At 57.1% G+C, this 15648-nt stretch carries 13 protein-coding genes; 12 read left to right on the top strand and 1 reads right to left on the bottom strand.

Annotation, left to right across the window (positions count from 1 at the left end):
• Positions 1-175 precede the first annotated feature (175 nt).
• The 3 genes from ACE6ED_RS27690 to ACE6ED_RS27680 all read left to right on the top strand — a co-directional run bounded on the left by ACE6ED_RS27690 (position 176) and on the right by ACE6ED_RS27680 (position 4837).
• Positions 176-1708, top strand: a complete 1533-nt coding sequence (locus tag ACE6ED_RS27690; protein ID WP_410830684.1) for a TPM domain-containing protein — start codon at positions 176-178, stop codon at positions 1706-1708.
• A 433-nt stretch (positions 1709-2141) separates the two neighbouring features.
• A complete protein-coding gene (locus ACE6ED_RS27685) occupies positions 2142-3710 on the top strand; it encodes an ABC-F family ATP-binding cassette domain-containing protein (RefSeq protein WP_410830683.1) in 1569 nt (522 codons plus the stop codon).
• A 347-nt stretch (positions 3711-4057) separates the two neighbouring features.
• Positions 4058-4837: an SDR family NAD(P)-dependent oxidoreductase gene (locus ACE6ED_RS27680; RefSeq protein ID WP_410830682.1), complete on the top strand. Its 780-nt coding sequence runs from the start codon at positions 4058-4060 to the stop codon at positions 4835-4837.
• A gap of 299 nt (positions 4838-5136) precedes the next feature.
• Here the strand turns inward: ACE6ED_RS27680 and ACE6ED_RS27675 are convergent, their stop codons facing one another.
• On the bottom strand, positions 5137-6090 hold the full coding sequence (locus tag ACE6ED_RS27675; protein WP_410830681.1) for a helix-turn-helix transcriptional regulator: 954 nt from the start codon (positions 6088-6090) through the stop codon (positions 5137-5139).
• A 127-nt stretch (positions 6091-6217) separates the two neighbouring features.
• On the opposite strand from ACE6ED_RS27675, the gene ACE6ED_RS27670 reads away from it, so the two are divergent.
• From ACE6ED_RS27670 to ACE6ED_RS27630, 9 genes are all read left to right on the top strand, one after another.
• Positions 6218-6703, top strand: a complete 486-nt coding sequence (locus ACE6ED_RS27670; RefSeq protein ID WP_410830680.1) for a DinB family protein — start codon at positions 6218-6220, stop codon at positions 6701-6703.
• Between the two features lie 27 nt (positions 6704-6730).
• Positions 6731-7525: an alpha/beta fold hydrolase gene (locus ACE6ED_RS27665; protein ID WP_410830679.1), complete on the top strand. Its 795-nt coding sequence runs from the start codon at positions 6731-6733 to the stop codon at positions 7523-7525.
• A 210-nt stretch (positions 7526-7735) separates the two neighbouring features.
• Positions 7736-8020, top strand: coding sequence for a hypothetical protein (locus ACE6ED_RS27660; RefSeq protein WP_410830678.1), 285 nt, complete (start codon positions 7736-7738; stop codon positions 8018-8020).
• A 161-nt stretch (positions 8021-8181) separates the two neighbouring features.
• Complete coding sequence (locus tag ACE6ED_RS27655) at positions 8182-8715, top strand: sigma-70 family RNA polymerase sigma factor (protein WP_410830677.1); 534 nt, start codon at positions 8182-8184, stop codon at positions 8713-8715.
• Positions 8702-9997: a DUF4179 domain-containing protein gene (locus ACE6ED_RS27650; protein WP_410830676.1), complete on the top strand. Its 1296-nt coding sequence runs from the start codon at positions 8702-8704 to the stop codon at positions 9995-9997. Before ACE6ED_RS27655 ends, ACE6ED_RS27650 begins: the two co-directional genes overlap by 14 nt.
• A gap of 19 nt (positions 9998-10016) precedes the next feature.
• The gene (locus ACE6ED_RS27645; RefSeq protein ID WP_410830675.1) at positions 10017-10595 is read left to right on the top strand and encodes a VanZ family protein; all 579 of its coding nucleotides are present in this window, start codon (positions 10017-10019) and stop codon (positions 10593-10595) included.
• Positions 10596-10824: 229 nt separating this feature from the next.
• Entirely contained in the window at positions 10825-11652 is an 828-nt protein-coding gene (locus ACE6ED_RS27640) for a cyanophycinase (protein ID WP_410830674.1), read from the top strand.
• The gene (cphA, locus tag ACE6ED_RS27635; protein WP_410830673.1) at positions 11639-14542 is read left to right on the top strand and encodes a cyanophycin synthetase; all 2904 of its coding nucleotides are present in this window, start codon (positions 11639-11641) and stop codon (positions 14540-14542) included. The genes ACE6ED_RS27640 and cphA overlap by 14 nt, the downstream gene beginning before the upstream one ends.
• Entirely contained in the window at positions 14535-15629 is a 1095-nt protein-coding gene (locus ACE6ED_RS27630) for an asparaginase (protein ID WP_410830672.1), read from the top strand. The genes cphA and ACE6ED_RS27630 overlap by 8 nt, the downstream gene beginning before the upstream one ends.
• Positions 15630-15648 lie beyond the last annotated feature (19 nt).

Below are 15648 nucleotides of genomic sequence, written 5' to 3'. Positions count from 1 at the left end.
CTTTTAGGGCTGGCCAGTAACAAAGGCTTTCAGCCGCAGAACAAACCACCCGTTCTACGGGTGGTTTTGATTTTGTGCGGGAAACATTGAAATCGTGACAGAAGCTGTTTACTAATTCTGCATGTTTAGCCGATAATTACTGGGTATGCTGTCCTACAAGATGGAGGAATGCCTGGTGAAGATTCCAATTGGAAAAAGAATGCTGCTGTTATGGGTGATACTGTTCCTGATTTTGCCGGGAACGGTACGGGCTGACGGGGCTCCCAAGCCGGACGCCAGCTTTTATGTCAATGATTATGCCGGTGTGGTCGATCCGAAGACGGAAAACCGTCTCATCAACGAAGGTATAAGGCTGCATAAACGAAACGGTGCTCAAGTGGTGCTGGTCACAGTCAATAACACAGGCGGCGTCTCTATGAAAGAATATGCGAACGATTTGTTTAATGAATGGGGCGTCGGATCAGCTGAAAAAAACAACGGGCTCCTGCTGCTGATGTCCATTCAGGACGACGATTACTGGGCGGTGCAGGGATCGGGGATTCAAGACACGGTAACCGACGCCAAGTTATCCGCCATTTTGCGCCGGGATCTGGAGCCGGATTTTGCCGCCAAAAAATACAGTGCCGGAGCGGTCAAAGCGTATCAATCGTTTGTCCGGGCACTTGGGGGCGACTCCGGATCGCTGCCGGCCGCTACAAAAAATGTCGTTTCCGATAATACCGGTGTTTTGAGCCGGGTGACCAAAGATTATCTGAACCAGTCCGCCGCAAGCTACGGCAGCACTACAGGAACAAAGGTTTATGTTGTAACTGTAAACAACAAGGGGAGCGGAACGCTGCAGGATTACGCCTACATGAAATTCAATTCGGTTGGGGCGTCCGCCCGTGATGTGATGCTGGTACTCGACATTGCCGGCGATGATTATCATATTTTGCAGGGCAGCCAAGTTGACGGAATCTTGACGAACGAAGTCCTGGGTAAAATGCTGAGCAGTGTCTTTGAGCCGTACTTTGACCGCAAAGACTATGCCGGCGGCTCCGCCCGCACGGCCGATGCGATCTACCGGTATATGCTGGAGCGATCGGATATACAGGAGGGCGATGCGGTACCTGATACGGTGAAGAACATGCCAGCATCCGCCACAGTAGATTCAAGTAAAGGCTTTCTTTATTTCCTCATTGGTATAACGATTTTTGCAGCTATCGTTATTCTGCCTATAGCCCTAATCATTGTGCTGGTTGCCCGCAGAATCCGTCCTAGAGGAGGCGACTACTATTCCTCCTATGACCGCGGGGGAAGCGGCGGCGGCTACCGGCCGTGGGGCTGGGGCCACCGCTACCGGCGTCAACGTTATCATGAACCGCGCAGAAGCGGCGGGTTCTGGGGATCTTCGGGTTGGGGGTCTTCCGGTGGCGGGGGCGGCGGCCGCTCAAGCGGCGGCGGAACCGGACGTTCGACGTACGAGGAAGAAGAACGATCCACCAATCATGGCGGTGGCGGTTCCTCCAGCGGGGGCGGCGCGGGCCGTTATTCTTCGGGCGGAAGCTCATGGGGAGACAGCGGCTCATCGGGCGGAAGCTCTTGGAGCGACAGCGGCAGCTCTGGAGGCAGCTCCTGGGGAAGCGGCAGCGGCTCGTCGGGCGGTTCATCGGACGACTCATCCGGCGGCAATGCCAGCAGCGGGGGCGGTGTCGGCCGGCACAGCTGACGGCGCGTACACCGTAATAGGTTGACAATACCGGATCCGCACGTGTATACTTCCTGACGAAAGCGTAAATTTTTCCAAGATCAAGGAGGAAAGGTATGTTCTTTTTATCTACTGTTTTAATTCGGCGTTTGGCGTAGACGGGACCCGTCTGCCCTTTTTTAGGGATTCGCCAACCGAATAGACAGTGGATCAAGGGACACTTTTCTCCGTTTGCCGATAGAGTAAGGATAAGGCCGGGGCGGGTTTGCTCCGGCTTTTTTTGGCATTTTTTTGAGAATAAAATCAGTCTGGTTGTCTCCGCAAAATCCATCGGTTGTGGGTGTGATGCCGCGCCTATGCTGGTTTTTGCGTGCTGCAGGCTGGAAAGTGTTCTTGTGCCCTTCTGCGGTTGGTTTCCGCCATTTAGAAGCCTGTATGAAGGAGAGAAACGAAAATGACGATTGTTAATGTAGAAAATATCAGCCATTCCTACGGAGACCGGCAGGTCTTTCACGGGGTGAGTTTTCGCCTGAACAAAACGGAGCACGTCGGCTTGGTCGGCAGCAACGGAGCGGGCAAGTCGACCCTGCTGCGTATTTTGTCCGGCGTGCTGCTGCCGGATGCTGGACACGTCGAATGGGCGCCAGGCGTGAACGTAGGTTATCTGCGCCAGCATGAGGCGCTGCTTCCCGGCGTTAGTGTGCGGCAGGAACTCGGCAAAGCCTATGCCGGACTCTATGCCATGGAGTCGGAAATGCAGCAGCTTGCGGAAAAGATGGCCGGCCCGCGGCACGATACGGAAGCGCTGCTTGCCCGGTACGGCGAGCTGCAGGCGCGTCTGGATGCGGCGGATTTTTATACGCTCGACGCACGGATTCAGGAGGTTGCGGACGGCCTGGGATTAACAGAGATCGGGATGGATAAAGACGTCAGCGAGCTGAGCGGCGGCCAGCGCACGAAGCTGCTGCTCGCCCGACTGCTGCTGGAGAAGCCGGAGGTGCTGCTGCTGGATGAACCAACCAACTTTTTGGATAAAGAGCATATCGATTGGCTGCGGCAGTATTTGCGAGCCTGCCCCGGCGCTTTCCTGCTCGTATCGCATGACGAACGTTTCCTGAACGACACGGCCGGCACCATTCTGCATCTGGAGCATCAGCGGATCAAGCGGTACCCGGGGACATACGATTCGTTCCGAAGCCGGTATGAGCTCAGCCGAAAACAAAGCGAGGAGGCTTACGCAAGCCAGCAGAAGGAAATCGAGCGGCTGGAGGCGTTTGTCCGCAAAAATAAAGTGCGCAACGCCAAACAGGCCAAAAGCAGGGAAAAGATGCTCGGCCGCCTGGATCGGCTTGACCGGCCTGCGCCCGTTCCAGTCTACAAACTGGCCTTCCGGGTGTCGGGTGAGCCGGAGGGAACCGTGCTGGCCGCCGAGCGCCTTGTTGCTGGCTATAGCCGCCCGCTGCTCGGGCCGGTGTCCTTGAATGTGAAACGGGGCGACAAAATCGCGTTGACCGGACTAAACGGAATCGGGAAAACGACACTGCTGCGGACGCTGCTGGGGATGATTCCGCCCTTGTCCGGCCGGGTCCGGGCCGGGGAGCGGGTTAGCGCGGGATATTTTGCCCAAGAACCGGTGCCGCCGGAGGAATCGCCGCTGGAGCTGCTGATGGAACAATACCCGTCCCACACGCAAAAAGAAATCCGGGCCGCGTTAGCTTCCGCCGGTCTCACCGACCAGCATATCCGCCGCAGCACCCGGCTGCTCAGCGGCGGCGAACAAGCCAAGCTGCGGTTATGCCTGCTCATGCTTGGCTCCTCCAATCTGCTTGTGCTCGATGAGCCAACCAACCATCTGGATGTGCACGCCAAAGAAGCGCTGCGGGCCGCGCTTATGGCGTATAAAGGCACGGTTTTGTTGATATCGCACGAACCGGAGTTTTATCAGGATTGGGTTACCGGTCTGTGGAACGCTGAAGATTGGGCAGGACCGCAGATGTCTGGCGGGAAAAGGGCGGGGCGGTAAGCGGTTGAAACAGTGAAGGGCGGAGCGTTCCGGCATGAGTCAATCCGTTGATCCGGTTTGAACCGCCTATCCGGCCGGCGTTATAATCGCAGGGAGGGACGGGCGCTATATTATCCGCGCTATAATCAGCGTCTTGCAGCATCCGCCTCTAGTAGCGCCCCAGCCCGCGCTCTGAAAGGCTCCAGACTGCGCCATCTGTGCGCCATCTAGCGCCCTAAACTGCGTCTCTCGCAGCTCCATAGTGCGCCTTGGCTCGGTTTTGGCTGTGCCCTAGACCGCGTCTTGGCTGCGGCAAAAGATCAGGCGGCCAGAGGTAGGCCGCTGTGTAATCCGAAGGAGGAGAAGTTATGGATCTAGGATTAAAAGGAAAGCGTGCGATCGTAACAGGCGGCAGCAAAGGCATCGGGAAAGCCACCGCCCTGACGCTGGCGGCGGAGGGAGCACAGGTTGCGCTAATTGCACGGAATCCGGAGACGCTCCGGGAAGCGGCGGCGGAAATTGAACAGGCGACAGGTATCCGCCCGCTGACCGTAACCGCGGATGTATCCGTGGAGACGGCGGTTCAGCGGGCGATCGGGGAGGCCTGTACGGCGCTGGGCGGACTGGACATCCTGGTTAACAACGCAGGCACTTCGGCGGCGAAACCGTTCGAGGAGCTTGAATCGGCCGAGTGGGAAACGGACCTGGATTTGAAGCTGATGGGGGCGGTGAACTGCTCCCGTGCGGCGCTGCCGTTTTTGAAGCAGCAGGGAGGAGCGATTTTGAACGTTACAGCGATTAAAGGCAAAGCGCCGTCCGCCGCTTCGCTGCCTACCTCCGTCAGCCGGGCAGCCGGCCTGGCCCTGACCAAGGCGATGAGCAAGGACCTGGCCCGGTTCGGCATTCGGGTAAATGCGGTCTGTATTGGACTTATCCGCAGCGACCAAATCGAGAAGAAGTGGAAAAAAACACAGCCCGGGAAGTCTTGGGAAGAATTTGCCGCCGATCCGGCGCACGGCATTCCGCTGGGACGGATCGGAGAAACGGAGGAGGCCGCCAAGGTGATTACGTTCCTCGTTTCCGAAGCGGCATCGTATATCACTGGCACAGCAGTTAATATTGACGGCGGCGCGGCGCCTGTACTATAAGAGCTGCCCGCCGCAAACCAAAAGCAGGCAGATTGCCGGAATCATTCCGCAATCTGCCTGCTTTTTTATCGCAAATCCTCTGCAGCAGCTTCAACTCGGTATGTTGCTGCACAAGGTAAGGTGTTTACACGAGCTTGTAACTTGTCTTTGTCTACACAGCTGTAACGTGCCTCCTCAGATGTAACAACACGCTTAAAGTGTCTACACGCGGTGGAACGGATCTGCAGGAGCTGTAACGTGCCAACACGCTTAACGTATCTACACGAGGCGAAACGTGCCTGCAAGGAGCTGTAACGTACCTACAGCGAGCTGTACCGCTCCAATAAACGCTTGAGCCGGGAACGGATTGCTTCACGCAGTTCCGCCGGTTCGTACACCGTCGCCCCGTCACCAAGACGGATAAATAAATGAGCAAAATAGCCGAGATCATCTTTTGGAATCCGTCCCTTAATCCAGCCCGAGCCGTCCGGGCGGATGTGCACCGTAGTCCGCCTTCCGAGCTCGGCTTCGCACACACGTACCGCGTCGCGGTCAAGTTCCGCGTGGCAGTGCAGGAACTCCCGGCTGCTGCCGGAAGCTTCGTCCCAGTTCCCAAGATGGACCCCGCTGAGATTGGCAGGGGCGGGTTCGGAGCCGGCCGGTTCGGCCCGGCGAATCCGGTCGCAGCGGAACAGGCGCAGCCCTCCGCGCAAAAAACAGTAAGCCGGGCAGTACCATAACCCGCTGCTGGCATAGATGCCGACGGGTTGAATGCACCGGCTGGAGGTCCCGCCTGACGACGCATATTCGATCCGGATCACCTGCCCGTTCAGCGCGCCGTCCAGCAGCAGCTGAAGATAAGGAAATTCGGAGCTTCGTGCGGGTGTAACGAAGTCGACGCGGTCGCGAAGCCGGTCGATGCGTTCCCGGATATCTGCCGGCATGTTGTGGTAAAACTTTTCGAGCGCCGAAGAAGCTTCCGCTTCAAACGGCAAATGCGAATAATGCCGCAGCGCATGGCTCGCAAAAAATATAGCCACCGCCTCGTCCTCCGTAAAGGCGATTGGGGGCAGCAGCCGCTCATTCAACAGCCGGTAACCTCCATGGGGGCCGACTTCCGAGTACAAGGGCACGCCCAGCTCCCCCAGCTCCTGCAGATCGCGCAGAATCGTCCGGGTGGAGACCCCGTATTCCCCGGCCAGCTCCCTGACCGTAAATTTGCGTTTGCGGTTAACGGTCAGCATCAAGTCAAGCAGCCGTTTTGATTTCGGCACGGCAGAAAACCTCCGAATAATAAATTGATGACTATGACAATAGTTGTCACTATTATGGGCTAGAATAATAGACAAGTCCAGCGGGAAGGCTGGCTAAACCTAGTCAAACGAAACGGAGAGATGAAAAATGCAGCCTTTACAGGAAATGAAGTCGCTATTGTATGACGAACTGGAACTGATTGTTCGCACCTCCAGCGCGCTTATGGACAAAATCAAACCCGAGGATTTGGCATACCGTCCGGCGGAGAACATGCGGACTCTCCGGGAACTGGCCGAGCATCTGGCTGCCATCCCGGATGTCGATCTTCTCATCCTGCAGGAAGGGACGGAAGAGCAGGTACGCGCTCTGGAAGCGGAGTTCTCGAAGGAGAACGGCATGCAGGGTTTGACGGAACGGATGCGCGGCGGTCTGGCACGGCTGCGGGCTTATATGGACGGCCTGTCCGATGAGGCTTTTTTGCAGCGGACAACCCGGCCTTTTTACCTGGAGCATGCCTCCACGCAGGCAAAGTGGCTCGTTGAAATCGTTACTCATGCCCAGCACCACCGGGGCCAGCTGTTCACATATCTTAAAATACGCGGATATGAAGTCAGCATGTTTGACTTGTATTAACCAGCAGCAGAAGGGAGAACGACAGCTATGAATAGTCCGGAAAAAAGACGCGAATACAAGCGGGTCCGTTTCGACGGCCCCGATGTGCGGCTGTCCTATATTGATTACGGCGGCGAAGGACCGGTACTCGCTGCTCTGCACGGGCACATGAATGAATCGAGGTTCATTGACAGGCTGGCGCAGACGATCGGCGGAGAATACCGGGTGATTTCACTGGACCAAAGGGGACACGGTGAATCGGGCCGGCCGGCAAGCTTCGCTTTGGACCGGTACGCGGCGGATGCGTTAGCTTTTCTGGACCATGCGGAAGCTCAATGTCCGGTGTTCGCCCTGGGGCACTCGCTTGGCGGATTGGTGGCCTGCCGGGCGGCAGCTGTCCAGCCGGAGCGCTTTAAAGCGCTGATTCTCGAAGATATCGGTCCCGTCGTCGACAGTGATATGTCGTTTACGCTGAACTGGCCTCGAAGAACAGAAACAAAGGAAGAACTGTTGGATGCTTTAAAGCATCTTGGGCCTGCGTTTGCTTATTCCATCCAGCAGTTTGAAGACGGCTATGGGCTGCCGTTCCGCGGGGAAGATATGGTGGCCTCCCAGAAGGAGATTAACGGAGACCATTGGCAGGACTGGCTGGCAACTTCCATGCCGGCCCTTGTACTTCGGGGAACACACAGCTTTGTTTTGTCCGAAGCGCTGGCGCGAGAAATGGCCGAGCGCAGACCCCATGTGACGCTGAAGGCTTTTGACGCCGGGCATATGATCTCCTTCGATCAGCCGGAAGCTTATGCGGAGGCGATTCTGGACTTTTTGAGAGCCCATCCGTAATTATTCCAAACCGTACCTAATTTGTCTGAAAGAAGATGTAATAGTAGGGTAACTCATTTACAACTACAACCCGGATGAAGCGGAATTTTTCCGGCGTTAGTTAACATAATTATTATTATGGTAAAATAATAAATTTTTCCTCCCGGGTTTGTGTCCTGCAAGTGAATTCGGTATACTGACTCATAACAACAGGGAACCGGGAGGGATACCATGAATCTGCTGGCCGAGCACCCCTACTATAAAGTTGAGCGCCAGATCTCCGAGCAAGGGCCGACCACTGTGATTCATTCCCGCCGTTTGCTGCTCTACACTGACAGGCTGGAGACGCGGCACCGTAATTTTCCGCTAAGCCAGGTGTTCGACATCTCGTTCCGGCTTTTCGGCGGCGAAGCGCTCATGATTTATCTTCACACGCATCAAGGTGTATATACTTATATGACTGAAACGGACCCCGAACCGTTTATCCTTGCGTACAAGTCTCTCGTAAGCCGATAGAGAGGCTTTTTTGCTGCGCTGCTAACCACGGACTTTCCCCCTTCATTTTTCCTCCCGAAAAAAACTGAAATTTCCATGTGACCGATCGCCGGCGTGCTCTGTCTAATCCATGTAAAACAAATCAAAACAAAAGAAACGCAGGAAAGGAGGCGGCCAATGCTGTGAACAGAGAACAGCAGGTGCTGCGGGCTAAGGGCGGCGACCGCGAAGCGTTCGTAGAACTCATGCGGGAGCTGGAACAGGGCATGCACGGAACCGCACGCGCGATGGTGAAGAAAGACGAAGACATCGCCGACGCCCTGCAGGAAACCATCCTAAAAGCTTACCGGTCGCTTGATACGCTGCGGGAGCCTGGATTTTTCAAAACTTGGATATACCGTATTTTAATCAATGAGTGCAACAACATCCTTAAAAAACGCGGGCGAAACGTTGTTATGGACGAGCTGCCGGAATCCCGGACGATTAGCGGGGCGGATGATTCGGTTGAACTGCGGATGGCGGTGGAGCAGCTAGAAGAGCCGCTGCGGATCGCGGTGGTGCTGTACTACTTTCAGGATATTCCGCTGAAGGAAGTGGCCGAAACGCTGCAGCTGTCGGAAAGTGCCGTCAAAACCCGGCTGTACCGGGCAAGAAAACGGCTGCTGGAGGAACTTCAATCTACGGAAGAGGGGAAACCAACTTATGAATCACTTTGATCTGGACCGGCGGCTGAAAGCCGAAAGTAACAACCAGGAGGAGATGTCGGCGAAGGTGCGCAGAAGACTCGAGGATACGTATGCTTCGCTGCTGGAGACCAGCGAGGAGGGGACAGCGGGCGCTCAATTCGATACGCAGGGGAAGCCAACCGGCGCACAGGTTAATGCACAGGTCAAAGCACAGATAAGTACACAGGTCAGCCCGCACAAAGAGCTGACCAGCACGCAAAAAGAGGCGGATGGCATGCACGCCGGCAAGCTTGAAACACCGGCCGGCACGCAAGCAGGCACCCGGCGTGCAGCGCCGGTTCGCCTCTGGAAACGCCGGTCATTTCGTTCGGCGGCCGCTGTGGCGGTGCTGGGAGCGGCGATTTTCGGCTCCGGGTTCGTCTCGCCGGTCATGGCCGACTCCATCCGCCAGATTCCGCTGATCGGCAGCCTGTTCAGTTCGCTGGAGCTGGACCTGGGATTGCGGCATGCGGGGGAAAACGGGCTGACGACAGCGGTCGATGAGGCGGTGGCGTTTGATCAGACGACCCTGCGCGTGCAGGAAACAATTTTTGACGGAAGCCGAGCGGTGCTGGCCTTCACTGTAGATACTCCTTGGCTGAAAGACGGCATCTATCATAACGGGAAAAAAGAGGTTAAGCTCAGCGATGCGATTGAAGACATTCGCTTCCGCAGCGGCGCTTCCAGCCAGCTTCAGGGCGTGGGCCAATACTGGGGCGCAGGGGAAGCCCACCCGAACTCGATTATTTTTGAACAGACGGTCGGCGAGGCAGAGGCGCCGCTTCCGGACCGCTTTGAGGCGACGCTTGAGGTCAAGCTTGCGGGAATCGATAAGCCGTTTGTGGTGACCGTTCCTTTTGTTAAAAATACCAAGGATGTGGTGGATTTAACGCCCGGAGCGGTCCAAACCGGCGAGTCCCTCCGCTTTACCGTGGACCGCGTAACGGTCACGCCGATTACAACCACTCTCCAATACTCGTTGGAACAGTTGAACGGTGAACCGCTGGATGAAACGGCCGAAAATGAACTGATTTATACCAATGTGGCCGTCTATGACGACAAGGGGAATCTGCTGCACCGTCTCAGCGGGGAAGGCGAAATTGCGGGCAAAAAGCTGCGGATGAAGGTGAGTTACGCCAGCGCATCGGGCGGATTACCGGCCAAGCTGATCCTGAAGCCGTTCAAAAATAATGACGGAGAAATCCCGGAAAACATTGATCCAAGCTCCTTTATTCCCGTGCTGGAACACGTAATTGAGCTTCCGGGCCGGTGAGGGGAAAGCAGGTGAAATCATGGATATCCGATTTACGATTAACGCGTTTCCCGCACTGTACGGCGTCTTTCTTGCGGCTGTAATCATCATCCTGATCTTGTATTCCCGCGGGGGAGCGGCGCAGGGAAAACGCGGGCTGTTCTATCGTCTGCTTATGTGTTTGTACGGAACCGGGGTGCTGTATTTTGTGTTGTTTCCTATCGATGTCAATATTGGGCAATATGCGCCAACCAACCCGTGGTATAACGGAATTCAGTGGATACCGGTGCTCACGATCGACCTTTCTTCATTTGCTAAAAATATTCTGTTGTTCGTTCCGCTGGGGCTGCTCCTTCCGCTGATTTCCGGACGGGTGCGCAGCTTCAGGCAGGCGGGCCGGGCCGCTTTTTGGTCCAGCCTGGGGATTGAGCTCGTCCAGCTTGCTGTGCGGATTACGCTCGGCAGCGGGCGCACCACGGATGTGAACGACCTGATTGCCAATACGCTCGGCGGACTTCTCGGCTATGCGGTTTTTGCCGGAGCGGTGCGCATCCCTGCTTTGAACCAGCTGCTGGGCGCGGACCGGAAGCCGGTCCGGCCAGGCGGTCCAGCGGTTTAGATCTCTCCCAAGCCTTTCTCCAGGCCGCCGTCTGGAGAAAGGCTTTTTGGAGCCAGTGAATTGCTATATTCACGCAAATAAATTCATGTAACAACGGAGCGGGCGGGCGGCGTCTTTTTACCTATGAGTGGCTTGCCGGCAAATGATTAGAGTCGATAGGGCAAGGGTAAATAATCGAGGCAGGGCTTACAGTATATGTCATATATTAATGCGGAAGCCGGGTGACACCATGAGAGGAGATTTATTGATCATCGGAGGCAAGGAGGACAAAGAAGGAGACCGCGAGGTCCTGTCCCGCTTTGTCGAAATCGCCGGAGGAAAAAAGGCATGCATTGGCATTCTTACTACCGCCACGGAATACCCCGAGGAAATGGGGGAGGAGTATGACCGGTTGTTCCGGTCGCTTGGATGCAAGGATACCGTTCTGTTCCGGATCGCTTCCCGTGAGGAAGCTGAGCAGGCAGAGATCAAGGGAAACTTTGAGCGCTGTTCGGCCTTGTTCATCACCGGCGGCGATCAGGTGCGGTTAACGAGCATTCTGGGCGGAACTTTGTTTTACGATCAGCTTCGGCGCAGATGGAGCGAAGACGGCATGCCGATCGGCGGCACCAGCGCCGGAGCGGCGGTGATGAGCTGCCTGATGATCATGTCTGCACTAGAGACCGAAGACGAATATATTGTCGAGATGGGGGCGGGATTTTGCCTGATCGAAGATGTGATCATCGACCAGCATTTTTCCCAGCGTGCCCGGTTTGGCCGGCTTATGTCAGCGATCGCCCGCAATCCGCAGATTATGGGGATCGGGATCGATGAAAATACCGCTATTTGGGTCCAGGAAGAAGGCGCCCGGTTCACGGTGATCGGCGAACACTCCGTAACGGTGTTTGACGGGCGGAAGCTGGAATACGTCGATACGGCGGCCCACGGCGATAATCAGCATATTACGATTTCCGGCGTCCGGATGCACTCGTTGGCGTCGGGCTATACATTTGACTTAAAAGCTAGGGAACTCATCACATCCGATTCCATGGAGGGACAGCCTCATGAAGGTCAATAACATCAAGTTTTTGTCCGGACCGAATCATTACAGCTTGAAGCCCACCATTCGAGTGGAGCTCGACATCGGCAATCTGGAGCAGACGCCTTCCAATCTGCTGCCAGGCTTTGCGGACAAGCTGCTTGAGGTGATCCCGTCACTGGCGTCGCATACGTGCTCGCTGGGTTACCCGGGCGGGTTCGTGGAACGGCTGCGGGAAGGAACGTGGATGGGGCATATCCTTGAACATATAGCGCTGGAGCTGCAGCATCTGGCGGGCATTCCGGTAAAACGCGGCAAGACAATCACCGCAAGCAAGCCGGGCTTTTATTATGTCACATTTGATTATGTAGAAAAAGAGTCGGGGCGCTGCGCGTTCGAATCAGCCCTTGCAATTGTGGAAGCGCTTTTACGCGGTGACCGGGACGTGGAAGCGGACGCTTATGTCAGCAGGATTGCTGAACTCTATTACACAAATAAATTGGGACCCAGCACGGAGGCGATTTATCAGGCGGCTTTGGCCCGCAAAATTCCGGTCGTGCGGATTGGACCGGACAGTCTGCTCCGGCTTGGCACCGGCGTCCGCCAAAAGCGGGTGCAGGCCACGATTACAAGCCAAACCTCGCACCTGGCCGTGGAATCCAGCTGCGACAAGGAGATGACCAAACATCTCCTGGACGAAGCCGGGCTGCCGGTGCCTAGAGGGACGGTAATCCGTGCGAGGGACGAACTGGCGGGAGCAGCCGAGCGGCTCGGCTACCCGCTTGTGCTCAAACCGCTGAACGGCCGCCAGGGGCAAGGCGTGCTGACCAACCTGCAGCAGCCGGACCAGCTGCTGCAGGCCTATGATTTTGTGCGGAGCGAATTTCCGGAATATGAGGTTTTTATTCTTGAACGGTACTGCGAAGGCGCCGATTACCGCTTCACGGTAGTCAATGGTAAAGCCGTTGCCGTAAGCCTGCGCCGGCCCCCGCATGTGACCGGTGACGGACAATCGTCCGTCCTCGATCTGATTATTCGGGAGAACGGCAACCCGCTGCGCGGAGCAGGCCATGAGAAGCCGATGAGCGCTATACCGGTGGAGCAGGCGGCGTGTTACCTGGCCAAGCAGGGAATTTCGCTTGACGACATTCCGGCAGCCGGACGGACATTAAGCGTAATGGGCAGCGCCAACCTGTCGACGGGCGGTTCCGCGGAGGATGTGACGGATCGCGTTCATCCCTCTTATTTGCATATTGCAGTTCAGGCGGCGCGTGTGATCGGCCTGGATATTGCGGGAATTGATCTAATTTGCGAGGACATTGAAGTGCCTTATCAAGAAGGCCGGGCTTGTATTCTCGAAGTCAACGCGGCGCCGGGCATCCGGATGCATCATTATCCTTCGCAGGGAGAGCCGAGGGATGTCGGCGGAGCGATCGTCGATTACCTGTTTGAATCACGGTCCAGTGCGGCGGTTCCGCTTATTGCGGTAACCGGCACGAACGGCAAAACAACAACGGTCCGGCTGGCGGCGCATATGCTGAGTGCCGCAGGCAGCCGGGTCGGAATGACCTGCTCCGATGGCGTCTGGATTAACGGGGACTGCGTGGATGAGGGCGACTGCAGCGGACCTGGCAGCGCCCGGCGGGTGCTGTCCAGCCCGGATATCGACGCCGCGGTGCTGGAAACGGCGCGGGGCGGCATAATGCGGGAGGGACTCGCGTTCCGCTACTGCGACGTTGGGATCGTGACGAATGTATCGGAAGACCATTTGGGCATGGACGGCATTGAGACATTGGAGGATTTAAGAAAGCTCAAACGCCTGATTCCCGAGGTTGTTCTGCCCGGCGGCGTTTGCGTGCTGAATGCGGATGACGATGGCTGTGTGGCAATGTCGGAATATACGGAGGGCCGCGTTGTATATTTCTCCCTAAATGACAGCAATCCGGTTCTGGCCGATTGGCTCGCCATGGGGGGAGAAGCCTGGTATTTATCGGAGGGATGGCTTCTTTACGGCACAGGCGGCCAAACCGTCCGTTTCGCCAAAGCGGCGGACCTGCCGGTGACCATCGGCGGGCTCGCCAAACACAATATCGCAAACGCCCTCGCCGCGCTTGCGGCGGCCCGCGGGCTGGGCCTGTCCATCCGGCAGCTGCATGAAGCGGTTATGACGTTCCACCCGACTCCGGAGCAGAGCAAAGGCCGGTTCAACATGGAATATGTCGCCGGAAGAGTGCTCATTACGGATTACGGCCATAATCCGGCAGGATTAAATGCCGTGTATGAAGCGGTGCAAGCAATCCCTAAGCAGCGGCTGATTACGGTTGCGTCCGCTCCAGGCGACCGGCCGGATGGAGCGATCGCCGAGATGGGACGTATTGCGGGCCGGCATTCCGACTTCTTCGTTATCAAAGAAGACGATAATTTGAGAGGCCGGCAACCGCTGGAGTCGGCGGCGCTGCTGGAGGCCGGTGCGCTGCAAGCCGGCTTGCCGCCGGAACGGACGCATATTATCCCGAACGAAGGGGAAGCGTACCGGGCGGCTTGGGAAAAGTCGGATTTCGGGGATGTCATCCTGATGTTTTATGAAGATTTTAGCGAAGTGGAAGCCTTTCTTGCCTGGCTGCAGGCGGACGATTCTTCCCGTCATCCCAAGTCTCGAATCGCAGCGAACGGGATGCGGGCGTTCGGGGGCTTTGCAGCGGATTCCGCTCCCAGACTTACGTCAGGCAGCGGTACGGGCAGGATGCGTCTTATGCCTCCGCGGCTGGAGGAGCATCCGGATTCGCTTATAACCTTTGAGCGGCTAGGTGAAGCTGGAGCCGGCTCCGCTACTGCGCTGGGCCCGGCTGAGACCGGGATGATTTTGGCATCTCCGCCATCGATGCCGCCACGGCGTCATGGCTTTGAGGGGAGCCGCAGTCATGACTGAGACGCTGATCCGGGTAGAACGCAGCGGCTACCCGGAATCGTTCCACACCGGTTCAGTTGTCGTAGTGGACTCCAGCGGTGCGGTAAAATACGAAGTTGGCGACGGAAGCCAGACCGTCTACGCGCGCTCGTCAATCAAACCGGTGCAGGCGCTCCCGTTTGTATTATCGGGTGCCGCGGACCGGTTTGGCGTAACCGGACAGCAGCTGGCAGTTTGCTGCGGCTCCCATAACGGCGAACCGATGCACACGAAAACTGTGCAAGAGCTGCTCGCCAAGGGCGGCCTCGAGCCGGTCGGTCTGCGCTGCGGCGTGCATCCCCCATATGGGGAGGAGGCCGCCGCAGAACTGATCCGCTCAGGGACGCCGCCGCAGACGCTGCACAACAACTGCTCCGGGAAACATGCAGGGATGCTGCTGGCTTCCCTGCACACCGGGCTGCCGGAGAACGAATACGACCGGCCTGCTCACCCGGTTCAGCAGGAGGTTCGGCAGCTGCTGGGTGTACTGGGCGGACTGGACCCGGAGCGGATCGGGTACGGAACAGACGGCTGCGGCTTACCCACCTACCGTTTGCCTTTAGAGCGGTTAGCGCTTATTTTTGCAAGACTCGGGGAGCCATCCCGGCTGCCTGCCCCGCTGGCTGCAGCCATTCCGAGATTGACCGGGGCGATGGCACGGCATCCGGAGATGGTGGGCGGTACCGGGGAATTCGACACCCGGCTAATTCAGGTCACATCCGGCCGGATTATCGGCAAAGAAGGGGCCGAGGGAATTTATGCGCTGGCAATTCCTTCGCTTGGTCTCGGCGCGGCGCTGAAGGTAGACGACGGCAACCGGCGCGCGCTGTTTCCAGCGGCTATGGCCGTGCTCGAACAGCTTAATGCGCTGCGGCAGGAAGAATCCGCCGCGCTGGCGGATTTCCGGGAGCCGCTTGTGCGCAGCAGGAGAGGAGAGGTGGCCGGAGCCCTGGTTCCGGTTCTCCGGCTGCGTGAGGCGAGCCGTCAGCTGCAGGAACACCAGCCGCAGTCGCTTCGGCTGGCTGCTTCGGGAACAATTTTGAACTTTGCGCAAATACATGTTGAATAAGGGAAGTTTAGAGTCTGTA

Source organism: Paenibacillus nanchangensis (genome assembly GCF_046543445.1).
In the GTDB taxonomy this organism is placed as follows: domain Bacteria; phylum Bacillota; class Bacilli; order Paenibacillales; family Paenibacillaceae; genus Paenibacillus_AQ; species Paenibacillus_AQ nanchangensis.
The sequence above is the reverse complement of the archived record's forward strand: the minus strand, read 5'-3'. Positions and strand labels throughout refer to the sequence as shown.